Origin of the sequence: Bradyrhizobium daqingense (assembly GCF_021044685.1) — a bacterium.
Lineage (GTDB): Bacteria > Pseudomonadota > Alphaproteobacteria > Rhizobiales > Xanthobacteraceae > Bradyrhizobium > Bradyrhizobium daqingense.
In genome coordinates, this window is the sequence record NZ_CP088014.1 from 3,022,806 (window position 1) to 3,045,676 (window position 22,871).

The window sequence follows — 22,871 nt, forward strand, 5'->3', positions numbered from 1 at the left end:
AGATTTCCGGATGTTTGGCGGAGCCAACACAGCTTGAAATGGAAACGGAGGCGAGTCTTGAAGCGCATGGTTTTGAAGTTCTGGTCGGACGAATCGGGTGCAACGGCGATCGAATATGGCCTGATCGCAGCCGGCATCGCATTGGCGATCATCACCGTGGTGAACAGCCTGGGCACCACCATGAACGAGAAGTTCGGTTCGATTAGCTCATCTTTGAAGTAATTTCCGCCTCCATTTCCCAGCGGGGGCTGCTTTTCTTCATTGTCTGTTTTTGACCAACGCCCGCGAGGGGGATTGCCCCCTGGCGGGCGAGGTCGTTTGAGGGGCGCGACTTTGCGGTGGTCTGCACAGGTTGTCCGAAGCTGGTGCGACGGCAATCCACCGGCTTTTCCCGCAATTGCTCCAGCGGTTCTTCCTGCCTTTTCCCCCAGGCTGTCCCGCTCGCCTCTGCGGGGACATCCACTTCCTGACCACACACCTCTCGACAGCCTGCCCACAGTCCATCCACAGACCTATCCACGGCTTCCGAACAGCGACCGGTGATCCCTCAGGATGGTCTGGGCCGCGTTGTGGCCGGGAGCGCCGGTGACGCCACCGCCGGGGTGGGCGCCGGAGCCGCAATGGTAGAGGCCCTTCAGTGGGCCGCGGTAGTCGGCATGGCCGAGCATCGGCCGCGCTGAGAACAGCTGGTTCAGCGTCAGCGCGCCGTGGAAGATGTCGCCGCCCAACAGGCCGAACTGTCGTTCGAGATCGAGCGGCGAGAGGATCTGGCGGCCGAGCACGCTCGCCGCAAAGCCGGGGGCATATTTGTCCACCGTCGCGATCATGAGATCGGCAACGCCCTCGCGGTGGTCGTCCCACGACGTCCCATCGGGCAGCTCCGGGGCGACGTGCTGGCAGAACAGGCTCGCGACATGTTTGCCCTCCGGCGCCAGCGTGTCGTCAAGCGTCGAGGGGATCAGCATCTCGACCACGGGCTCGCGGCTCCAGCCCTGCGCGCGGGCATCGAGCCAGGCGCGGTCCATATAGCCAAGGCTCGGCGCCAGGATGATGCCGGAGGTGAGGTGATCGCCCTCGCCGGGCAGCGCCGTGAAGGAGGGCAGGCGGTCCAGTGCCACGTTCATGCGGAAGGTGCCGGAGCCGTTCTTCCAGTGCCGGATGCGCGACAGGAAGTCCTGGGGCAGGGCGTCGGCGGCGATCAGCTGCGTATAGAGCAGCTTCGGATTGACGTTCGCCGCGACGTACTTCGCGCGGATGGCCGTGCCGTTCTCCAGCACGACGCCGACCGCGCGATCGCGCTCGACGATGACCTCGCGCACGCCGGCATCCGTGTCGATCACGACGCCGCGATCACGCGCCGTGCGCGCCATCGCCTGCGTGATCGCCCCCATGCCCCCGATGGCATGGCCCCAGACACCCTTCTTGCCGTTCACCTCGCCAAAGGCATGATGCAGCATCACATAGGCCGAGCCCGCGGCGTAGGGGCTGGCATAATTGCCGACGATGGCGTCGAAGCCGAACAGCGCCTTGACCAGATCGTGCTCGAAACGCTCGTCCAGGATCTCTCCGGCCGAGCGGGTGAAGAGATCGAGCAGGCTGCGGCTCTGTTCCAGCGTGAGGCCGCGCAGGATATTGGCGGACTTGAAGGCGTTCACGGCCTCGCGGATTGCGCCCGTGCCGAAACCGTCGAGCAGGTTGGGGGGCGCCCGCAGCACGAACTGGCGCAGCACGTCCGCGATGTCCTCGAGCTCGCGCGAAAACCCGTCGAGCGCGTCCGCGTCGTGCGCGCTCAGCCGCGCGACCGACGCCTTGGTCCGACCCTCGCCCGTGAGCAGATAGCTGCCGTCCGGCGCGGGCAGGAAATTCTGCGCGCGCCGCTCGACGACGCGCAGGCCGTGTTCGGCAAGCTCGAGGTCACCGATCACCTGCGGATTGAGCAGGCTCACGGTGTAGGCCGCGACGGAATTCCTGAACCCCGGGTGAAACTCCTCCGTCACCGCGGCCCCGCCCACGACCTTGCGGCGCTCGACCACGCGCACGCGCAGGCCCGCCTTCGCCAGATAGGCCGCGCAGGTGAGGCCGTTATGGCCAGCGCCGATGATGACGACGTCGGTTTCGGTCATGGAGATTCAAAATCCAATCCAGCGTCGTTCCGGGGGCGCGAAGCGCAACCCGGAATCTCGAGGTTCCGGGTTCGATGCTTCGCATCGCCCCGGAACGACATCTGTATATCAAGCATTCCTCCCTGCAACATCACGTGCCCCTTTATTGCCCGATCAGGCGCCTTGTGCTCCATTGCGCGCGTCCGGCGCCCGCCGGGTTTGAGCCGGAGCATTCATGGATTCGATCGTGCAACCCGCCGCCACGGAGCAGCCGTCCTCGTCGCGCAACCGGCTGCTGTTGACGGTCTACACCGCCGCGATCTTCGTCAGCGCGCTCCTGCTGTTCTCGGTGCAGCCGCTGTTCACGAAGATGGTGCTGCCGCGGCTCGGCGGCTCGCCGGCGGTGTGGTCGGTGGCGATGGTGTTCTTCCAGTCGCTGCTGCTCGCGGGCTACGCCTATGCGCATCTCTTGATGCAGGCGAGGAGCCGCATCGTTCCGGTGGCAGTGCATCTGGTGCTGCTGGTTGCGGCATTCGCGACGCTGCCGCTCGGCATCGCCTCCGCCTATGGCGAGCCTCCCGCCTCGGGCTATGCGGTCTGGCTGCTCGGCCTGTTCGTGGTCTCGATCGGATTGCCGTTCTTCGCGCTCGCGGCCAACAATCCGATGTTGCAAGCCTGGTTCGTCCGCACCGGCCACCCCGCCGCGCACGATCCGTATTTCCTCTATGCCTCCTCCAACATCGGCAGCTTCCTCGCGCTGCTGTCCTATCCGTTCCTGCTGGAGCCGATGTTCGCGCTGCATACGCAGAACCGGTTCTGGACCGCCGGCTACGGCGTCCTAATCCTGCTGATCGCTGCCTGCGGCACGTTGCTGTTGCGTTCGCCGAAGCTCGCCGAGGTCGACGCGCGAACCGAGGAGGTGAACGCGCCGGCGCCCGGCGTGCTGACGCGGCTGCGCTGGATCTTCCTGGCCGCCGTGCCGTCCGGCCTGCTCATCGCGGTGACCGCGCACATCTCCACCGACGTCGCGGCCGCGCCGCTTTTGTGGGTGCTGCCGCTGTCGCTGTATCTGCTCACCTGGGTGGTCGTGTTCCAGTCGCGTCCGCTGCTGCCGCACAAATGGATGCTGATGCTCCAGCCGGTCGCCATCGCGGGCGTGGTCGTGCTGCTGGCCTATGGCGGGGAGCAGAACCTGCTGCTCACGCTCGGCGGCCACCAATTGTGCTTCTTCGTCATCGCCATGGCCTGCCATGGCGAGCTGGCGCGGACCCGGCCGGCCGCCAAATATCTCACCGGCTTCTATGTCGCGCTGTCGTTCGGCGGCATGGTCGGCGGCTTGTTCGCGGGGCTCGTTGCGCCATTCACCTTCTCGTGGATCGCCGAATATCCGATCCTGATCGCGCTCGCCGCACTGTGCCGGCCGCCCGCGAACGAGCGTCTCGACGGCATCGTCAAATGGTTTTGGCTGGCCCTCGCCGCGCTCGCGGTGGCGCTGGTCGCTCCCTCCACCATGACGGGCGATCTCTCGACCTGGTTCGAGGATCACCGCGTCTGGGTCGCAGGTGCCGTCGGCGTGCTCGCCGCGCTGCTTGCGCTGGCGCTCAATGCCGATCGCTGGAAGATTTTCGCGACCGTCGCTCTCGCATTGGCGTTGATCCGGATCTATCCGGCGGACGAGGGACGCGTCACCACCGTGCGCAGCTTCTTCGGCGTGCACAAGATCGTGGAAACCCCCGGCGGCTATTTCCACGTGCTGATGCACGGCACCACCATTCATGGTGCCGAACGCTTCCGCAACAATGAGGGCGCTCAGATCACCGGCCGGCCCGAGCCGATCACCTACTATCACAAGGACGGTGGCATCGGTCAGGCCGTCACCGCAATCCGCGAGCGCAAGGGCGCGCCGCTCAAGGTCGCCGCGATCGGTGTCGGCTCTGGCACGCTCGCCTGCGCCGCCGCGCCTGGCGAGGACTGGAAATTCTTCGAGATCGACCAGTCGATGGTGGATGCCGCGCGTGATCCCAAAAATTTCCGCTACATCTCGAGCTGCATGCCGGACATGAAGCCGGTGATCGGCGATGCGCGGCTGACCTTCGCCAGGGAGCCCGACGGCGCCTATGACCTCATCATCGTCGATGCCTATTCGTCCGATGCGATTCCGATCCACCTTGCGACGAAGGAGGCGATGAAGATCTACAAGGACAAGCTCGCTCCGCACGGCGCCGTGGTGATGCACGTCTCCAACCGCCATCTCGATCTCGAGACCGTCGTCGTCGGCATAGCGGACGCCAACGATCTCAAGAGCTGGGTCTTCAACGAGGATTCCGGGCGCGATGCCGATTACATCTTCTCGACCGACGTCGTCATCTCCGCGCGGGAGGAGACCGACATCGGCAAGCTCGCTTCCAACAAGTCATGGGAGCAGACCGAGGCCGATGACCGGGTGCGGGTTTGGAGCGACGACTATTCCAACATCCTGGGCGCGCTGTACCGGCGTTATCGGGATGGGGAGTAGGGAAGCTCGGTCACCTCGGACGCATCTCGTGCCCCGGCTGCGCAGCACGAAGTGATGCGCTGCAGAGCAGGGAGCCCATGGCGCGTCGGTCTGGGTCCCGGCTCTGCGGAGCAACGTTGCCGGACGATGCTACGCATCGCCTAGGCTGCACCGCGTCCGGGACACGAGACTATCTTACGGCGCCACCGGTGTCCCCGCCGGCAACGCAATTCCCTTCTCGCCGGCGACCTGCCGCAACAGATCCGGTCTGTCCGAGATGATGCCGTCGACGCCGAGCTCGATCATGCGCGCCATGTCATCGGGTTTGTTGACCGTCCACACCACGACGCGCAGTCCGAGCCCGTGCGCCTCCGAAATTAGCGCCGCCGTCACATCGCCGAAATGAGGCGACCACACTGAGCCGCCCGCGGCCTTGATCGTCCGCGGCAGCGAGCCGCCGTGAAAGGCCGGATTGAATCCCGCCGTCCACGGCGTGGCCTTGTCGAGCGCTACTGTGCTTGTGCCGCGCTGGAGCGTGAGGTACGCCGTCGGCATCTTCGGCGCCTGCTGCTGCACGAACTGCAACGTTCTCCAGTCGAACGACTGGATCATGACCCGATCGGAGAATTTTTCATCCTCGATCACGCTGAGCAGCCTGGTGACGAACGCTTGCGGCGCCAGCGATTCATCCGGGCGGTTCGGATCGATCTTGGTCTCGATGTTGAAGCGCACGCCCGTGTTGCCGGACTTGCGCACCAGCGCGAACAGCTCGCGCAAAGTGGGAATGCGTGTCCCCGGCACGGCGCGCTGGTCGGAAAACTGTTTCGCATAGGCGCTATCCGGCCGGATCTGGCCGACGTCATACGTCCTGACCTCGTCGAGCCGCAGCTTCACGAGGGGGGCGCCGGGTGGGCGCACATAGATGCCGCGGGCATCGCGGGCAAGATCGGGATTGAGCCCGCGGTCATGCGAGACGACGACCTCGCCGTCCGCGGTGACGCCGACGTCGAGCTCCAGCGTGTCCACGCCCATCGACAGCGCGTTGGCGAAGGCCGGCAGGGTGTTTTCCGGCAGCAGCGCCCGTCCGCCGCGATGTGCTTCGAGGTCGAAACCCATGGCTTGTCCCGCTATCAGGACCAATGACACAGTCACAATGGTCGCGGCACGTGATGGCATGGTGCCTCGAAAGGAAACTGTTGCTGGTGGTGGCCTGCGAGGGCGGCCGCCGACCGCGTCAGTTCTGATAGTAATAGCCGGGCGGCTGATAAACCTGCCGGGGCTGCGGCTGATAATAGGTGCCCTGCTGGCCATAGCCTTGGTCGTAATAGGGGCGCGGCTGCTGCTGATAGACCTGTGCGTCATAGAGCGGGCGGCTGGCCGAGCGCGGCGCCGGATAGCGCGCGCCGGTGTCGCTGCCGTCGGCGGGATAGATGTAGTTGTCGTCCTGCGGCAGGTAGCGGCGCGCAGTCTGCGCCGGCGGCGCCAAGTTCATGGGGTCGCTGGTGGTGGCGTATTGCTCTTCGGCAGGCGGTTGCTGGGCGCGGGCCACCGCATTGGCATTGCGGCCACGCGGATTGCGCGCCATCGCCACCTGGGCCGAGCCGGTCAGCGTGACCGTGGTGTTGAGCACGCCCTGCTGCTGTACCAGCGCATAGAGCGTCGAGGCGTTCTGGCGCGACAGCCGCACGCAGCCGTGCGAGGCCGGCGAGCCGAGCCGGCCGACCGAATCCGTGCCGTGGATGGCATGCCCGACCTTGGTGAAGAAGATCGCGTGCGGCATCGGCGCGTCGTCGAATTCCTTGGAGTAATGATCCTCTTCCATGCGGAAGGCACGGAACGCACCGTTCGGCGTTTCGCGCGAAGGCAGGCCGGTCGAGACCGGCCAGCGATAGCGCGCGACGCCGTCGACCGCGACGGTCATCTGCTGATTGTCCTTGTCGACCGTGATCTCGACCTTGGCTTGCGCGGCGCCTGCGCTCAAAAGCATCAGGGATGTGAAAGCAATCAAAAACGAACGCATCGGACTTCTGGCCTCCGGCCTGTTCATGCTAGGCGCCGCGGCTCTCCGTCCCCCGGCGTGCACTATGCCTGCAATCCGGCTTTCGTTCCAGCGGCCTGGCCGCCCATCGTTAACGCGACGCATGACGTAAGCAAGGCCGCTTGGTGCCACGCAGGGTGCGGTGGCGCTGACATTTTCGCGAGCCGGACGTGCGTTCACAACGCCGACAATTCGTCACAAAGCCGCAACCATTCCGCCGCGCCGCGCGTTGATTACGGCTCCTCGTCAGGCGGCGTCCGCCGCCAATCATTCCTTGCCGCCTTCTGGGATCGAAGATGAACAAAGCCCGTGTCGCCGCCATGCCGGCCGGTTTGCCCGTCCGCCTGCTGTTCGCAGCCGCCGCCATCCTGCTCGCGCTATTGTCGCTGCCGCAAGCCGGCCACGCCCAGGGCATCGTGCGCGGCGCCCGGGAAGGCTCCTATGAGGGCAACCGGATCGCAGGTCCCGTGGGCGGCGCGGTTGGCGGTGTCGTCGGGGCCGGTGTCGGCGGCGCCGTTGGCGCTGTCGAGGGCGTGCTCGGAATTCCCCATCGTCATTACCGTCACCGCTGCCGCGGCTATTACGACGGGTATCACCATTTCCACTGCTATCGCTGATCGTCATTCCGGGCGCCCAAAGGGCGAGCCCGGAATCCATCAGCGGCAAAATCAGTGGATGGATGGATTCCGGGCTCTTGCTTCGCACGCCCGGGAATGACGGCTAATTCTTCAGCCGGTACCCGGTGCGGAAAATCCACCAGATCACGACGAGGCAGACCACCAGGAACGCCACGGTCATGCCGACGCTGACGCCGATGCTGACGTCGGCGATCTCGTAGAAGCTCCAGCGGAAACCGGAGATCAGATAGACGACCGGGTTGAGCAGCGCCACCGTGCGCCAGGCGGGCGGCAGCATGTCGATCGAGTAGAAGCTGCCGCCGAGGAAGGTCAGCGGCGTCACCACCAGCATCGGGATCATCTGCAGCTTCTCGAAGCCGTCGGCCCAGATGCCGATGATGAAGCCGAACAGGCTGAACGTCACCGCCGTCAGCACCAGGAAGGCCAGCATCCAGATCGGATGCTGGATGTGCAGCGGCACGAACAGGCCAGCCGTCGCCAGGATGATGAGGCCCAGAATGATCGACTTGGTCGCGGCCGCCCCGACATAGCCGATCACGATCTCGAAATAGGAGATCGGCGCCGACAGGATCTCGTAGATCGTGCCGGTGAATTTCGGGAAGTAGATGCCGAACGAGGCGTTGGCGATGCTCTGCGTCAGCACCGAGAGCATGATCAGGCCCGGCACGATGAAGGTGCCGTAGCTGACGCCTTCGACCTGGCTGATGCGCGAGCCGATCGCGGCGCCGAACACCACGAAATAGAGCGAGGTCGAGACCACCGGCGAGACGATGCTTTGCAGCAGCGTGCGCCAGGTGCGTGCCATTTCGAACAGATAGATGGCGCGGATGGCGCGGTGATTCATGACGTCCTCACGAGGTCGACGAAGATGTCCTCGAGCGACGATTGCGTCGTGTCGAGATCGTTGAAGCGGATGCCGGCGGTGCGGAGATCGCCGAGCAGGCTGGTGATGCCGGTACGCTCGCCCTGGGTGTCGTAATCGTAGATCAGCGTCGCGCCGTCGTCGCACAGCTCGAGCTCGTACTGCGCGAGGCTTTCCGGCAGCGCGGTGATCTTGTTCTGCAGATGCAGCGTCAGCCGCTTCTTGCCGAGCTTCTGCATCAGCGTCGTCTTGTCCTCCACCAGGACGATCTCACCCTTGTTGATGACGCCGATGCGGTCGGCCATCTCCTCGGCTTCCTCGATGTAATGCGTGGTGAGGATGATGGTGACGCCGGACTGCTGCAACGTGCGTACGACTTCCCACATGCCCTTGCGCAGCTCGACGTCGACGCCGGCGGTCGGCTCGTCCAGGAACAGGATCTGCGGCTCGTGCGACAGCGCCTTGGCGATCATCACGCGGCGCTTCATGCCGCCGGACAGGGTGATGATCTTGTTGTCCTTCTTGTCCCAGAGCGAGAGGTCCTTCAGCACCTTCTCGATGTGACCGGGGTTCTTCGGCTTGCCGAACAGGCCGCGCGAGAAGCTCACGGTCGCCCACACGCTCTCGAAGGCGTCGGTGTGCAATTCCTGCGGTACGAGGCCGATCAGGGAGCGCGCCTTGCGGTAGGAGGTCTGGATGTCCTCGCCGCCAACGAGGACGCGGCCCTCGCTCGGGTTGGCGATGCCGCAGATGATCGAGATCAGCGTGGTCTTGCCGGCGCCGTTCGGCCCGAGCAGCGCAAATATCTCGCCGCGCTTGATGCTGAGATTGACGTTCTTGAGCGCCTTAAAGCCGGACCCATAAGTCTTCGACAAATTGGCAACGGAAATGATGGAGGACATGATGGCCGCAAGACTTAAGGGGCAAAAGCTGGGGAGGGAGGCTGGAACCTGCCGGGACGGGCGGGTCAGCGGTGCCTTGACATAGGAACGGTCTTGCCCGGTCGCAATCGCCGGGAGAAAAATGGTCTCAAAGCAGGCCCGTCGGCGGCAGGTTCCAGATAAGTGTTGCGCGATGGTCACGGCCTGCTGCTAAGATTGTCGCTCACGCGGCTCTTTGTTGCGTCTGCGAGCACGTCGTGGCTACGATTCCAGCCAATCGCGATGCGTATTGTCCCCAGGGAAAAAGATCGATGAGACCGAACGGCAGTCACACCGCCGGCGCCAGCCAGTTGTCCGCCCTTCGCATGTGGGCGATGGGCCTGCTCTTGCTGTCAGCTGTTGCCATCAGCCCGACCAGCGTCAAGGCCGCGCCGAGCCAGGCCGCGGCGGCGACCACGCATGTCTATCTGCTCCGCGGCGTGCTTAACATCTTCTCGCTCGGGCTCGACACGATCGGCGCCCGGCTCCAGGCGCAGGGCATCCCGGTGACCGTCGCCAATTTCGTCTCCTGGTCCTCGCTCGCCGATGAAGCTGCGGCCGCCTACAAGGCCGGCCGCCTCAAGACCATCATCCTGGTCGGCCATTCCTCCGGGGCAACCGCGCTGCCGGATATGATCGCTAAGCTCAACCAGCTCGGCGTTCCCGTGAAGCTCGCGATCGGCCTCGATTCCGTGTTCAAGACCAAGCTCTCGACCGGCGCGGAGCGCTACATCAACATTTATATCGGCGATGGTCCCGGCGAGCCGGTGCGCGCTGCTGCGGGCCTGCGCGGCAAGCTCGACAATGTCGACGTACGCGGCACCGGTGTCGGCCACGTCTCGATCGACAAGAACGAGGCGATCCAGCGCCGTGTCATTGCCGAGATCAACGCCGCGATCATGCGCTCCCGCGCCCCGGTTGCTCCGGTTGCCGAGCCCCGTGCGCCGCGGTCCTCGCACTCGGCGGCGGCGGCTCCGGCAAGAAACTAAGGCGATAGCGCGACGGGCACGTCGCGCCGCACTCTGCCGGCGTGAAGCTCGGCCGCTCCTCCGTGCCTCGCGTTATCTCATGAACGCGCGGATGCTGTCCGCAATCTCCTTCGCATGCGTCTCCAGCGCAAAATGGCCGGTGTCGAAGAACTGCACCACCGCATTGGGATTATCGCGCTTGAAGGCCTCGGCACCAGGCGGGATGAAGAACGGGTCGTTCTTGCCCCAAACCGCGAGGAACGGCGGCTTGTGCGTGCGGAAATAATCCTGGAATGACGGATAGAGCGCTACGTTGCTCTTGTAGTCGCCGAACAGGTCGAGCTGCACGTCGTCCGAGCCGGGACGCGCCAGATAGAAATTGTCGAGATTCTGGCCATCCGGCGACACCAGTGTCGGATCGGGCACGCCATGCGTGTACTGCCAGCGTGTGGCCTCTGGCGTGAGGAAAGCGCGCAGCGCCTCACGGTTGGCCGGTGAAGGATCTTGCCAATAAGCCTTGATCGGAGTCCAGCCATCGCTGAGACCATCCTCATAAGCGTTGCCGTTTTGCGAGATGATGGCGGTGATCCGCTCGGGATGGCGTAGCGCGAGCCGGAAGCCGGTCGGCGCGCCATAGTCGAAGACGTAGATGGCAAAGCGATCGAAGCCGATCACCTCGGTGAAGCGGTCGATCACCTTCGCGACATTGTCGAAGGTGTAGCGGAAGCTGTCACGCGAGGGCATGTCGGACTGGCCGAAGCCGGGAAGGTCCGGTGCCACGATGTGAAACCGGTCTGCAAGCAGCGGGATGAGGTCGCGGAACATATGGCCCGCGCTCGGGAAGCCGTGAAGCAGCAGGAGCATCGGCCCTCCCTTCGGGCCGGCCTCGCGATAGAACACCTTGAAGCCGTCGACATCAGCGGTGCGGTAGGTCGTCATGCCGATCTCCATCCTAGTAACCTGTTAAATCGCCAAATTCAGGTTATGGCTCTGGATCCGTAACTTGTCAATAACGTTTTTAGAGGTTACTTGTACTGCAGCTTCGGATGACGCGAAGGACCTTTCATGCACAGGCCGCCTGCCATGTTCATCGCTGACTCGCTCGGGCTTGATTTCCTCAACTCGGTGGCGACGCCGGTCGATACACCCGTCGATTGGCTCGACGATGGTGAGGGTCTGATCGACTGGCTGGCACAGGCGAAGCTGGTGCCGGCTGATGAGTTGGAGGCGTTGAGGACGCGTGCCAGGCCAAACGAGCTTGACGAGGTCGCCGGTCAGGCCCGTGACTTGCGCGACTGGTTTCGGGGCTTTGTTCTGAAGCATGCCGGCCAGCCTCTCACCGCGAAGGCGTTGCGCGAGCTTGGCCGGTTGAACAGCGTCCTGGAGCGCGATGATTCGTTTCGGCAGATCGTGCCGCGCCACGGTGAGCAAGGAGACGGTCTTGCGCTGCAAAGGATGCGGCGCTGGCGATCGCCCGAATCTCTGCTGGTGCCGATCGGGGAAGCTCTGGCGAAATTCGTCTGCGAGGAGGATTTCTCAGACGTGAAGGCGTGCGAGGGCCATAACTGCACGATGCTGTTTGCGGACCACACCCGCAGGCGTGCGCGGCGATGGTGCACGATGGCAATCTGCGGCAACCGCGCCAAGCAGGCCGCTCATCGCAGCCGGCTCAAGAGCCGTCAGTAACCGACCGCGGCACCAGCTGCGATGCCGTCAGGCCGCCGTCACCCGCACCGGCATGCTCTCGAGCCCGCGCAGGGAATTATTGAGCCTGCGCTTCGGCTCCGCCGTGAGCTCGATGGACTTCACGCGCCTTGCGAGCTCACCGAAGATCAACTCGCCTTCCAGGCGCGCGATCATCTGGCCGACGCAGGCGTGGATGCCTGCGCCGAAGCCGACATGCCCGGTCGCAACGCGCTCCACATCGAAACGGTCGGGCTTGTCCCAGCGCGCGGGATCGCGGTTGGCGGAGGCCATGAACAGCAGCACCTTGCGATGCGCCGGGATCACGCCGCCGCCGATCTCGACATTGCGCGAGGTAGTGCGAAAAAATGTCTGCACCGGTGAATCGTAGCGCAGGCCTTCCTCGAAGGCGTTGCGCGCCAGCTCCGGTCTGTGATGCAGCTTGCGATACTCATCGGGGTGCATGGCGAGCGCAAGCAGGGTGTTGCCGATGCCGTTGACGGTGGTGTCGATCCCCGCCGTGAGGAACGGCCGCACCAGATGCGTCGCCTCATGCTCGGTGATCTCGCCCTCGTCGGCCGCCTGGTAGATCATCATGCCGAGGCTGTCGGGCTGCAGCGCATCCCGCGCGCAACATTCCATGATCCAGCTCTGCGCCGCGAGACCTTCCTGCCGTGACGTCGCGAATATCTCGTTCTCCGGCCCGAAGCTGTTGAACACGAACGTGCTCCAGGCCAGCAGCTTCTCGCGGCCATCGGGCCGGATGCCGATGGCATCCGGAAACACTTTCATGGGATAGGCTTCGGCGAGATCGGTCACGGCATCGAAGCTGCCTTTGTCGATCAGCTCCGAGACCTTCTTTTCTGCTTCCTTCTGAAACGTCTTGCGCAGCTTCCTTGCGACGCCCGGCGACAGCGTGCGGCCGAGCACCCGCCGGCCCTTGTCGTGGTCGGGTGGATCGATCTGGAGCGTCAGGGGCTTCGGCAGCGCCGGGTTCATGCCGTTGAGCCCGACGCCTTCGCCGCTGATGAACGTCTTCCAGTCCTTCAGGGCCGGCTCGACCTCGGCATAGCCGGCCATCGCCCATACGCCGTAACGCTCCAATGCGAAGACGGGCCCGATTGCGCGCAACGCCTCATACGCCGGGTAGGGGTCCGTCAGGAAGTCGGGCGCGAAGGGATCGAGGGGACTGGACGCAATGCCGCTCATGGCTCAGCTCCCCACCGCTACTGCTTCACCAGCGCGCAGTGACCGTCGCTTTCGGAGCGGAACGCATCCTCGCCCTTGATGGTGGCGACGACCTTCAGCAGATCCCAGCTGGAGGTCGATTGCTCGGGCGCCTTGACCTGCAAGAGGAAGAGCGGATGGATCTTGCGTCCGTCCTTGCGGATATGGCCCTTGCCGAACAGCGGATCGTCGGTCGGCATCTCCTTCATCGCCGCGACCACCGCCTTGCCGTCCTTGGCGCTGCCGGCCTTGTCGACGGCCTTGAGATAGTGAATGACCGAAGCATAGACGCCGGCCTGCATGTCGTTCGGATAGGCCTTTGACGGAATGCGTTCGGCGAAGCGCTTGGCGAAAGCACGCGTGCCGTCGTTGAGATCCCAGTAGAACGGATTCATGATCTGGGCGCCTTGCGCGAATTTCAGGCCGAGTGCGGGCAGGCCGTTCATGCCGAGGATCAATCCGACCAGCTTGCGATCCCTGGTCAGGCCGAACTCGGCGGCCTGCTTCATCGAAGTGATGGTGTCGTCACCGGCATTGGCGAATGCGATGACGCTCGCCCCCGACGCCTGGGCCTGCAGCAGGAACGAGGCGTAATCGGCCGTTCCCAGCGGGTGCCGCACGCTGCCGAGCACCTCGCCGCCGGACGCTTTCACGGCTTCCGCGGCCTGCTTCTCCAGATCATGGCCGAAGGCGTAGTCGGCGGTGATGAAGAACCATTTCTTGCCGCCCTGCTGCACGATCGCCTTGCCGAGGCCGCGGCCATAGGCATAGGTGTCGTAGGTCCAATGCACGGTGTTCGGTGTGCACTTTTCGCCGGTGAGGAGCACCGTGCCGGCGCCCGATCCGATGAAGGCCTTGTTCTTCTCGGCGCTCATGCCGGCCACCGCGAGCGCGATCGACGAGTTAGGGATGTCGAAGATCGCGTCGACACCCTCGTTCTCGTACCAGCGCCGTGCGATGCCGATGCCGATGTCGGTCTTGTTCTGGTGATCCGCCGCGACGACCTCGACCGGCTTGCCGCCGGCCTTTCCGCCGTAATCCTCGACCGCCATCTTGGCGGCGACGACCGAGCCGATGCCTTGATAGCTCGCGAACGGGCCCGACTGGTCGTTCAGGATGCCGATCTTCACGACATCCTGGGCGAAGGCGGGTGCGGCCGTCAGCATCGCGGCCAGCGTGCATAGATTATGCAGGAATTTGCTGTTCATTGTGTCTCCTCCGATGGGCGGTCTTTGTGCCGCTCTATAATAGTTATATTTTATAGCTATTTTTGAGAGTGTCAATTCGGCCAGTTTTGGCCGTCGCCGCGGATCGAGGATCATGAGCCCGAAAGCGTTAAGACCCGGAGCGAAGGCCGCTCAGCCAACTGCGACGTCGCTGGACCTGGACGCGCTCCAGCGCACGCCCGGGTTCATGCTGCGGCTCGCGCAACTGAAGTTCTTCGAAGGTTTTTACGAGGAGTTCGCCACGCTCGGCTTGACGCCCGCGACCTATGCGATCCTCGTCGTCATTCGCGACAATCCGGGCGTTCCCCCCAGCAGCCTTGCCGGCCTGCTTCGCCTGCGCCTGCCGAACCTGATCAAGATCCTGAACGAGCTGGAATCGTCCGGCTTCATCAAGCGCACCCGATCGAAATCCGATCGCCGCGCCGTCGAACTGATGCTCACGCCGAAGGGTGCAAAACTCATTGCCGACGGGGCAGGGCTGACGGAGCCCTATAACCGGAAGATGCTGGCCCCTCTCACCGAAGCCGAGCAGCGCACGCTGCTCGAATTGCTCAACCGGATGCTGCCGCTCTAGCAAAGTTTCGTCACGAGAAAATCAAAATTAGAGGGTTTCATCTATTTATGATGGGGGATGGCAGGGACGCCAGGTGACGGCTGAGGTAATCTTGATGACAAGTCGCGCCGGCCTGAGTGGGTCCTGCACATGAAGTGGGCAGCGCTGATGTGCGTCACGTTCGCAGTCGGGGGCTGCGCGAGCGCGCCGCTCGAACGAGGCGGCTCGCTCCGGAGCTACGATAGGATGTCCGACGCGAACGGACTGGTCACGAGATCACAAATCCGCGTGAACAAGAAGGACGTGCTGGCGGCGAAGACGATCCGGATCGCATCGACCGTCTTTCCCGCGCGCGCCGACGTTGCCCTGAACGAGAAGGAGCGGCGTCTGGTCGCCAATGCCATCAGTCGCGAACTGTGTCTCCGCTTGAGCGAGCGCTTCCGCATCGTCTCCTCCGATGACGAGGCGGACCTCACGGTGCAGGCGACGGTGACGCATGCCAAACCGACCAGCGCGACGGCCTCGGGCGCATCGAAAGCACTGTCGGTCGCCAAGACGGTGGCGCTTCCCGGCGTGCCCGTGCCGGTGCCGCGGCTTCCGGTCGGGCTCGGCAGTCTGTCGGTCGAGGCCGAGGCGCGCGATTTCGCTGGATTTCAGAAGGCGGCCATGGTCTGGGCGCGCAGCGCCAATTCCATTGGCAGCTCTGCGCGGGTCGCCAACGAAGGCGATGCCTATGATCTCGCCGCCGAGTTCGGTGCCGACTTCGCCAAGCTGGTCGTGACCGGAGAGTCGCCGTTCGGCGGCCTTCCGGCGCTGCCCCCGATGGAGAGCATCCCCGTGCGGCTCGGCGGTGCGCCCAAATATGTCGCCTGCGAAGCGTTCGGGCGGTTTCCAGGCCTCACTGGCCTCGCGGGGCAAGGGCTCGGCCTGCCGCCTGCATGGACCGATTCCGGGGCCAGCGAGAGTCCGGCCAACAGTCCGGCTCCGCCGCCGGCGCCTGAGGCGAACTCAGGGCAGATGCTCACGCAATGAGCCGAGTGAATTCCTCGCCGTGTCCGACACCAACACGCGTCGACCGAAGGTCCGCTCTCGGCCGCCGGAGATCTCTGGCTGTCTCGACCGCGGTCCTGATGCTGTTGCTGGCGGGGTGTGCGTCGAGCACGAATGTCCCGCCTGCCTATCATCCTCCGCGTCCGCCCAGCCCCCAGGCGGTGAAGGACGGTGTCAAGAAGGGCGCGACCGAAGTCAAGCTGACCGGCGGGCTCGAGACGACCGCCATCCGTCAGGCCGACCACGGGCCGGGATCCTATTTTGCCTGCCTGCGGCAGAGCAGCCCCTCCGCAGGCAGACGACCCACCTATTCGGTCTTCTTTGACGATGACACCTACAAGGGAATCCAGAGCTCGGTCATTTCCGAGGCCTGCGAAGCCGAGCCATGGGTTCCGTTCAACTGATTGCGGCGATCCGGTGGCCGAAGGCATCAGCGGCGCTGCCGAGGAGCGGCATGAAGTTCCGTGCCCCAAATTCCACCCAATCGGTGTTCACCAAGCCGATAGGAAAAGGCCGTTGCCTTCGTGGTGGGACTGCTGGACGATGATTGAACTGAGGCGAGCCATCGCGCTGGCAGTGGTTGCGCTGCTCGCCCTGAGCAGTGGCATGGCCGTTGCTTCCCCGCCGAAGTCCAAGACCCCCGCGGCCGTCCCCGCCGCGCCGCCGCCTCCGCCGTTCGAGCCATTGCCGCCGCCGAAGGTCTACCTGTTCCGCGGCGCCATGGGCCCGCTCTTCTCGACCGGCATGGACCGGCTCGGCGAGAAGCTGACGCAGGCCGGCTTCTCGGCCGACGTCTATGAATTCACCCTGTGCCGGTTCATCGGCAGCCGCGCCATTGCCAGCTACAAGGAGAAGGCAGCGCCGATCGTGCTGATGGGGCACTCCATGGGCGGGCTGTGCTCGATCATCATCTCGGAGATGGCGGCCAAGGAGAACATCCCGATCAGCCTCGTCATCGCCATCGATCCCGCGCATGCGACCGGCGACGTGCCGCTCAATGTCGAGCGCTTCATCAACATCTTCCTGTCCGACAGCGTGCTCGGGGGCGGCGACGTCGTCGCCGTGCCCGGCTATCGCGGCCATTATGCGAGCTACGACCTCAAGGAAAACGCGCGCGTCACCCACATCAACATCGAGAAGTCGGACGACATCCACCGCCAGATCGTGCAGATGGTGACACAGCTGCCGCGCATTCCGCCGCAGACCCAGGCCGATGCCGTGCCGCTGCGCTATCTCGTGCCCGCCGATACGCTGGTCGAGTTGTGGGATAGCGGCGTGCGCGTACCGGTGCGCCGGGGCGACACCATGGAGAGCATCGCTGCAGCCAATCGCGTGCCGCTGTGGACGCTCGCGCAGAGCAATTCATTGCCGGAGAACGCCCCGCTCACCCCGGGCCAGACCATCATCGTCCCGCGCCATCTGACCCCGCCCGAACCGGCCGCCGCAATGGCGACGCCGCCACCTCCGCCGGCAGGGAAGAAGTAGCTCCTTCGCCCCTCGCCGTCTGCGGCAGATCGTTGGCACGTTTCAGAGTTTCCCTCTGGCCATCCTTCGAGACGCGCGCAAGCGCGCTCCTCAGAGCCTGACCGAAAAAGGTGAGCGGCTTTAGCGGGCTTGTGCTTCCTTCGGATTTGCAAAGATTCGAGGGAGGACACCATGCCGTGGACCAAAGCCGCTCGTATCAAGTATCAGCGCAGTGGGCTGCGTTACGCAAGCGATCTGACCGATGCCGAGTGGGCGCTGATCGCCCGGAAGATGCCGCCGCGACAGCGATTGGGCCGGCCGCGGAAGGTCCATCTGCGCGATATTGTGCAGGCGATCTTCTATGTTCTGTCGAGCGGCTGCCAATGGCGCGCCTTGCCGAAGGGGTTCCCGCCTTACTCGACGGTGCAGGGCTATTTTTACGCCTGGCGCGACACGGGTAGATGGCAGGAGATCGTCGAAGGTTTGGTTCGGAAGGAGCGCCGGAGATCAGGGCGAAAGTCCACACCGACAGCTGCCGTCATCGATAGCCAGACCGCCTCGACGACGGAGGCCGGCGGGCCACGCGGGTTCGACGCCGGCAAGCGCCTCCAGGGGCGCAAGCGCCATATCGTGACCGACACCAACGGCCTCTTGCTGGCGGCATATGTTCATCCCGCCAACATCCAGGACGTCCATGGCGCCGTTCCCCTGTTGGAGGACTTGCGAGGCCGCTTCCCAAGGCTCAAGCATGTCTTTGCCGACCGGATCTATCGCGGCAAACAGCTCGTCAACGCACTCTCAGACTGCGGACCGTGGACGATCGAGATCGTCGAGCGACCGCACGGGGTCAAAGGCTTCCAGCTCCTGCCCAGGCGCTGGGTCGTCGAACGTACCTTTGCATGGTTCGGCAGATGCCGGCGTCTCTCCAAAGACTTTGAAGGGTCTGCCGCCACCGAGCTTGCCTGGCTGCTCGTCGCCCATCTGAGGCTTCTAACTCGCCGCTTGGCCCAGCCTTGAAGCCGTCTACGCTTTTTGAGTCAGGCTCTCAGGATGAGGACGGAGTCGCCGCCGCAGCTTCAACGGGCGTCGAGGCCGATGAGCCTCATCCTGAGGAGACCGCCGAAGGCGGTCGTCTCGAAGGACGAGGCGTGCGCTCGGCCGCCGTCAGATGATATGCCATTGCCCTTTCGCAAGCTGCGAGAGCGAAAAGACTAAACGTTCGATCCGTGGATCGCGTCGATCACGGCATCCGTCACTTCCTTCGTCGTCGCCTTGCCGCCGACATCGGGCGTCAGCACGCCGGCCGCGCAGACGCGCTCGACCGCCGACATCAGCCTGGCAGCAGCGTCCTTCTCGCCGAGATGCTCGAGCATCTGCGCGCCGGTCCAGAAGGTCGCCACGGGGTTGGCGATGCCCTTGCCGGTGATGTCGAAGGCCGAGCCGTGGATCGGCTCGAACATCGAGGGAAAGCGCCGTTGCGGGTCGATGTTGCCGGTCGGCGCCACGCCGAGGCTGCCCGCCAGCGCGCCGGCGAGATCGGAGAGGATGTCGGCGTGCAGATTGGTCGCCACGATGGTGTCGAGGCTCTTCGGATGCAGCGTCATGCGCACCGTCATGGCGTCGACCAGCATCTTGTCCCAGCTGACGTCGGGGAATTCGCCGGCGACCTCCGCCGCGATCTCGTCCCACATCACCATGCCGTGGCGCTGTGCGTTCGACTTGGTCACGACGGTCAGCAGCTTGCGCGGCCGCGATTGCGCGAGCTGGAATGCGTAGCGCATGATCCTGGTCACGCCGACGCGGGTGAAGACCGCGACTTCGGTGCCGACCTCCTCGGGCAGGCCCTTGTGGGCGCGGCCGCCCATGCCGGCATATTCGCCTTCCGAATTCTCGCGCACGATTACCCAGTCGAGATCGCCGACGCCGACATTGCGCAGCGGCGAGGCCACCCCGGGGAGGATCTTCGTCGGCCGCACATTGGCGTATTGGTCGAAGCCTTGGCAGATCGGCAGCCGCAGGCCCCACAGCGTGATGTGATCGGGCACGTCGGGGGCGCCGACCGCGCCGAAATAGATCGCGTCGAACTTCTTCAATTCGCTGAGCCCGTCGGCCGGCATCATCACGCCGTGCTTCCTGTAATAGTCAGAACCCCAGTCGAACGTCTTGACGTTGAAGGCGAGATCGCCGCTGCGTTTGGCCAGCGCCTCCAGGACGCGCACGCCGGCCGAGATCACCTCCGGGCCAATGCCGTCGGCGGGAATGGCTGCGATCGAATGGGTGCGCATGGGAGAGCTCCGTTTGAGACGACGCCGGTCTACCTGCGAATCTAAATGGGAATGCAGGGCATACTCAAGCGGCGCTGGTTTATACAAAAAAATGATATAATCCTCGTAAGGCCGCCACGACGTCATGGCCCGGCTTGACCCGGCCATCCGCCTTCTCAGCGGCGCAAAGAACGTGGATGCCCGGGACAAGCCAGGGCATGACGATGAGGGCGGCAGATGGAATTGCATCAGCTCCGATGTTTCGTGGCGGCGGCCGAGCAGCTGCATTTCGGGCGCGCGGCGCAGCAGCTTCAGATGCTGCCCTCCGCGCTAGGCCGACAGATCAGGTTGCTGGAGGAGGACCTGGGAACGCGGCTATTCGCACGGACAACACGCGCGGTGTCGCTCAGCGAGGATGGCGCGACGCTGCTGCGTGATGCCCGCGCCATCCTCGCCAAGGTCGAGGCGGCCCAGAACAATCTGCGCAGCCGCTCGCGCGCGGGCGCTACGCGGCGGCTTCGGGTCGGCGCCATCGACAGCGCCGCGGCCGGATTGCTGCCGTCGCTGCTTCGTGATTTCCGCGCCAAACACCCCGAGATCGCAGTGCAGCTTCTCGAGGACAAGACGGTCAGGCTGCTGCCGAAAATCTTGAGCGGCGCACTCGATCTCGCCTTCGTCCGTCCGCCCGGCCGCGCCGACAAGCAGCTTGAACTCCGCCAGCTGCTTCACGAGACCCCCATCGTGGCGTTCCCGCAGCGGCACGCACTGGCCGCGCGCAGATCGATCACACTGGCCGATATCGCCGAGGAGGCGATGTTGGTGCCGGACCGCCGCTCGCGGCCGCACAGCCATGATCTCACGATCAAGCTGTTCGAGCAGGCCGGAATGACGCCGCGCGTGGTGCAGGTCGCCGACGAGAAGCAGACCATCGTCAATCTGGTCGCAGCCAAGCTTGGGGTTGCGATCGTGCCGCGCTGGACGGCGCGGATGGCCGTTTCGGGCGTGCGCTTCGTGCCGCTGCGGCCGAGGCAGGGCGGCCCGGCCGGCCGGCTGCCGCTCGCGGCGGCCTGGCTGCGTGGCTCGCGCGATCCGGCGCGCGATGCCATGCTGGCAGTGCTCGCGGAGCGCCTGCGCAGCTATGCGCGCGAGGCCTGACGGGCTATGACATGGGCCTGGACAGAGGGTGGCCGATGACGACGGATCAGAAAACTTCGAACGAATTGCGCGTCGCCATTGCGGGCTTGGGCTCGATCGGCGCCAAGGTCGCGGCCGCGCTCGATCAGGGCATTGAGGGACTGACACTGTCCGCCGTCGCCGTGCGCGATTCCGCCAAGCATCAAACCTTCCTGAGCGGCCTGCGTCGTCCGCCACAGGTGTTGCCCATCGACCAGCTCGGCGAGGCCGCGGACATCGTGGTCGAGTGTGCACCGAGCAGCCAGTTGCGTGCGATCGTCGAGCCCGCCGTGAGGCGCGGTAAGTCCGCGGTCGTGGTCAGCGTCGGCGGCCTGCTCGACAATTTCGACCTCGTCGATCTCGCCCGCGCCAATGGCGGCCGCATCATCGTGCCGACCGGTGCGTTGATCGGGCTTGATGCCGTCAATGCCGCCGCAATCGGCACCATTCATTCCGTGAAGATGGTGACGCGCAAGCCGATCGACGGCTTGAAGGGCGCGCCGTTCATCGTCGAGAACAACATCGACATCGACGGACTGCGCGAGCCGCTCAAGCTGTTCGAAGGCAGTGCGCGCGAAGCGGCAAAGGGCTTTCCGGCGAACGTCAATGTCGCCGTTGCGCTGTCGCTGGCGGGAATCGGGCCCGATCGTACCCTGATCCAGGTTTGGGCCGATCCTACCGTGACGCGCAACGTTCACCGCATCGAGGTCGAGGCGGATTCGGCGCGCTTCTCGATGAGTATCGAGAACATCCCGTCCGAGAATCCCAAGACCGGGCTGATCACCGCGCTGTCCGTGATCGCGCTGCTGCGCAAGCAGCGCGCCACATTGTGCGTGGGAACGTGACGCTTACGCGCCGGTGACGCGCCAGATCACGTTGCCGACGTCGTCGGCCATCAGCAGCGATTTCTTGTCGGGGCCGATCACGACGCCGACCGGGCGGCCGTAGGATTCCTTCTCGTCCGGCGACAGGAAGCCCGACAGGATGTCGCGACCGGGGCCGGACGGCTTGCCGTTCTCGAACGGGATGAACACCAGCTTGTAGCCGGACAGCGTGCTGCGATTCCACGAGCCGTGCTGGCCGATCACCATGCCGTCGCCGAAGCCGGGCAGGGTGCCCGCGGGCATCCAGCACAGGCCGAGCGAGGCGGTGTGGCCGCCCAGCGCGTAGTCCGGTTGCAGCGCCTTTGCGACCATCGCCGGATCCTGCGGCACGCGATCGTCCACCGTCTTGCCCCAGTAGCAATAGGGCCAGCCATAGAAGCCGCCGTCGCGCACGGAGGTGAGATAATCCGGCGGCGTCTCGTCGCCGAGTCCGTCGCGCTCGTTGACGACGGTCCAGAGCACGTTCGTATTCGGCTCCCATGCGAGACCCACGGGATTGCGCAGGCCGGCGCCGAAAATGCGATGCGTGCCGGCGATGAGATCGAGCTCGTAGACCGCGGCGCGGCCTTGCTCGACCTCCATGCCCATCTCGGCGATGTTGCTGAGCGAGCCGACGCCGGCATAGAGCTTCTTGCCGTCGGGGCTTGCGAGCAGGCTGCGCGTCCAGTGCCCGCCCGGCTTGAAGGTCGTGAGCCGCTTGCCGGGCGCGGTGATGCGATCCGCACCGGCGACATAGGGAAACGCCATCACGCCATCGGTGTTGCCGACATAGAAGGTGTCGCCGACCAGCGCCATTCCGAACGGCTGGCTGAGGTTCTCCATGAAGGCGCCGCGAACCTCCGCAACGCCGTCGCCGTCCCTGTCGCGCAGCAGCGTGATGCGGTTGGCGGAGACGCCGAGCGCCGCGGCACGCCGCATCGTCGCCTGCATCGCGTAGTGAAATACGGTGCGCGGCGGGCTGGCGATCTGCGTCGCTTCCGCGATCAGCACGTCGCCATTGGGCAGCACCTCGATCCAGCGCGGATGATCGAGGCCGGTTGCGAACGCATTGACCTTGAGTCCGGGCGCCACCGTTGGCTTCTGCCCATCGCGCCAACCGCGCGCGGTCGGCATCTTCAAGGTCGGGATCGCGCCTTGCGGCTTGGCGTCGGGTATCACCGGCGCTTGGCCCCAGGCCGGCGTCGGCTCGGTGCCCGACAGCGTGCGCCATTGCAGCGCGACGCCGCCGAGGAGCGCAACGAACTGCGCGAAGATGCTGGAAAAATTCATGACAAGCCCCTGTGTGCGCGCGCATCCAACTGGCTGACGGGGCGGACGTCAACCGG

General features: G+C 64.9%; 22 protein-coding genes. 12 read left to right on the top strand and 10 right to left on the bottom strand.

The genetic code is table 11. The features are described 5' to 3' along the window. The first annotated feature begins 66 nt into the window (after window positions 1–66). Entirely contained in the window at window positions 67–222 is a 156-nt protein-coding gene (locus LPJ38_RS14460; RefSeq protein ID WP_144441701.1) for a Flp family type IVb pilin, read from the top strand. Window positions 223–512: 290 nt separating this feature from the next. On the opposite strand, the gene LPJ38_RS14465 is transcribed toward LPJ38_RS14460, so the two are convergent. Beyond that, complete coding sequence (locus tag LPJ38_RS14465; RefSeq protein WP_145643049.1) at window positions 513–2,123, bottom strand: phytoene desaturase family protein; 1,611 nt, start codon at window positions 2,121–2,123, stop codon at window positions 513–515. A 214-nt stretch (window positions 2,124–2,337) separates the two neighbouring features. Between LPJ38_RS14465 and LPJ38_RS14470 the strand changes: the two genes are divergently transcribed. Beyond that, the gene (locus tag LPJ38_RS14470) at window positions 2,338–4,617 is read left to right on the top strand and encodes a fused MFS/spermidine synthase (RefSeq protein WP_145643047.1); all 2,280 of its coding nucleotides are present in this window, start codon (window positions 2,338–2,340) and stop codon (window positions 4,615–4,617) included. 174 nt (window positions 4,618–4,791) lie between these two features. Here LPJ38_RS14470 and LPJ38_RS14475 read toward each other — a convergent pair whose 3' ends face one another. Next, a complete protein-coding gene (locus tag LPJ38_RS14475) occupies window positions 4,792–5,772 on the bottom strand; it encodes a glycerophosphodiester phosphodiesterase (protein WP_145643045.1) in 981 nt (326 codons plus the stop codon). A gap of 58 nt (window positions 5,773–5,830) precedes the next feature. Beyond that, window positions 5,831–6,643, bottom strand: a complete 813-nt coding sequence (locus tag LPJ38_RS14480) for a L,D-transpeptidase (protein ID WP_145643042.1) — start codon at window positions 6,641–6,643, stop codon at window positions 5,831–5,833. Between the two features lie 287 nt (window positions 6,644–6,930). Here LPJ38_RS14480 and LPJ38_RS14485 point away from each other — a divergent pair, with 287 nt between their 5' ends. Then, the gene (locus tag LPJ38_RS14485; protein WP_145643041.1) at window positions 6,931–7,251 is read left to right on the top strand and encodes a hypothetical protein; all 321 of its coding nucleotides are present in this window, start codon (window positions 6,931–6,933) and stop codon (window positions 7,249–7,251) included. Window positions 7,252–7,354: 103 nt separating this feature from the next. Here LPJ38_RS14485 and LPJ38_RS14490 read toward each other — a convergent pair whose 3' ends face one another. Together LPJ38_RS14490 and LPJ38_RS14495 are read right to left on the bottom strand one after the other, a co-directional pair. Beyond that, window positions 7,355–8,116: an ABC transporter permease gene (locus LPJ38_RS14490; protein ID WP_145643039.1), complete on the bottom strand. Its 762-nt coding sequence runs from the start codon at window positions 8,114–8,116 to the stop codon at window positions 7,355–7,357. After that, complete coding sequence (locus tag LPJ38_RS14495; protein ID WP_145643037.1) at window positions 8,113–9,036, bottom strand: ABC transporter ATP-binding protein; 924 nt, start codon at window positions 9,034–9,036, stop codon at window positions 8,113–8,115. The genes LPJ38_RS14490 and LPJ38_RS14495 overlap by 4 nt, the downstream gene beginning before the upstream one ends. Before the next feature lie 290 nt (window positions 9,037–9,326). Between LPJ38_RS14495 and LPJ38_RS14500 the strand changes: the two genes are divergently transcribed. Further along, the gene (locus tag LPJ38_RS14500; RefSeq protein WP_145643035.1) at window positions 9,327–10,043 is read left to right on the top strand and encodes a hypothetical protein; all 717 of its coding nucleotides are present in this window, start codon (window positions 9,327–9,329) and stop codon (window positions 10,041–10,043) included. Between the two features lie 72 nt (window positions 10,044–10,115). Here LPJ38_RS14500 and LPJ38_RS14505 read toward each other — a convergent pair whose 3' ends face one another. Continuing rightward, complete coding sequence (locus LPJ38_RS14505) at window positions 10,116–10,961, bottom strand: alpha/beta fold hydrolase (RefSeq protein ID WP_167520813.1); 846 nt, start codon at window positions 10,959–10,961, stop codon at window positions 10,116–10,118. 126 nt (window positions 10,962–11,087) lie between these two features. Between LPJ38_RS14505 and LPJ38_RS14510 the strand changes: the two genes are divergently transcribed. Next, window positions 11,088–11,708 (top strand): CGNR zinc finger domain-containing protein, encoded by a 621-nt coding sequence (locus LPJ38_RS14510; RefSeq protein ID WP_145643033.1) that lies wholly within the window; start codon window positions 11,088–11,090, stop codon window positions 11,706–11,708. 27 nt (window positions 11,709–11,735) lie between these two features. Here the strand turns inward: LPJ38_RS14510 and LPJ38_RS14515 are convergent, their stop codons facing one another. After that, a complete protein-coding gene (locus LPJ38_RS14515; protein WP_145643031.1) occupies window positions 11,736–12,914 on the bottom strand; it encodes a cytochrome P450 in 1,179 nt (392 codons plus the stop codon). A 17-nt stretch (window positions 12,915–12,931) separates the two neighbouring features. Then, on the bottom strand, window positions 12,932–14,140 hold the full coding sequence (locus LPJ38_RS14520; RefSeq protein ID WP_145643030.1) for an ABC transporter substrate-binding protein: 1,209 nt from the start codon (window positions 14,138–14,140) through the stop codon (window positions 12,932–12,934). A gap of 112 nt (window positions 14,141–14,252) precedes the next feature. On the opposite strand from LPJ38_RS14520, the gene LPJ38_RS14525 reads away from it, so the two are divergent. From LPJ38_RS14525 to LPJ38_RS14545, 5 genes are all read left to right on the top strand, one after another. Further along, window positions 14,253–14,732 carry a MarR family winged helix-turn-helix transcriptional regulator gene (locus LPJ38_RS14525; protein ID WP_145643028.1) on the top strand — a complete coding sequence of 160 codons (480 nt, stop codon included), beginning with the start codon at window positions 14,253–14,255 and terminating at the stop codon, window positions 14,730–14,732. Window positions 14,733–14,879: 147 nt separating this feature from the next. Continuing rightward, window positions 14,880–15,743, top strand: a complete 864-nt coding sequence (locus LPJ38_RS14530) for a DUF3313 domain-containing protein (RefSeq protein ID WP_145643059.1) — start codon at window positions 14,880–14,882, stop codon at window positions 15,741–15,743. Window positions 15,744–15,841: 98 nt separating this feature from the next. Further along, window positions 15,842–16,165 (top strand): hypothetical protein, encoded by a 324-nt coding sequence (locus LPJ38_RS14535; RefSeq protein WP_145643025.1) that lies wholly within the window; start codon window positions 15,842–15,844, stop codon window positions 16,163–16,165. Window positions 16,166–16,304: 139 nt separating this feature from the next. Then, window positions 16,305–17,246 (top strand): LysM peptidoglycan-binding domain-containing protein, encoded by a 942-nt coding sequence (locus LPJ38_RS14540; protein WP_145643023.1) that lies wholly within the window; start codon window positions 16,305–16,307, stop codon window positions 17,244–17,246. A gap of 171 nt (window positions 17,247–17,417) precedes the next feature. Further along, entirely contained in the window at window positions 17,418–18,242 is an 825-nt protein-coding gene (locus LPJ38_RS14545) for an IS5 family transposase (RefSeq protein ID WP_231088438.1), read from the top strand. A 194-nt stretch (window positions 18,243–18,436) separates the two neighbouring features. Here LPJ38_RS14545 and LPJ38_RS14550 read toward each other — a convergent pair whose 3' ends face one another. After that, on the bottom strand, window positions 18,437–19,510 hold the full coding sequence (locus LPJ38_RS14550; RefSeq protein WP_145636152.1) for a tartrate dehydrogenase: 1,074 nt from the start codon (window positions 19,508–19,510) through the stop codon (window positions 18,437–18,439). Between the two features lie 216 nt (window positions 19,511–19,726). Between LPJ38_RS14550 and LPJ38_RS14555 the strand changes: the two genes are divergently transcribed. Then, complete coding sequence (locus LPJ38_RS14555) at window positions 19,727–20,644, top strand: LysR family transcriptional regulator (protein WP_145636165.1); 918 nt, start codon at window positions 19,727–19,729, stop codon at window positions 20,642–20,644. Between the two features lie 35 nt (window positions 20,645–20,679). Next, window positions 20,680–21,507, top strand: coding sequence for an aspartate dehydrogenase (locus LPJ38_RS14560; RefSeq protein WP_167520528.1), 828 nt, complete (start codon window positions 20,680–20,682; stop codon window positions 21,505–21,507). Window positions 21,508–21,510: 3 nt separating this feature from the next. Here LPJ38_RS14560 and LPJ38_RS14565 read toward each other — a convergent pair whose 3' ends face one another. Further along, window positions 21,511–22,815, bottom strand: coding sequence for a PQQ-dependent sugar dehydrogenase (locus tag LPJ38_RS14565; RefSeq protein WP_145636178.1), 1,305 nt, complete (start codon window positions 22,813–22,815; stop codon window positions 21,511–21,513). Window positions 22,816–22,871 lie beyond the last annotated feature (56 nt).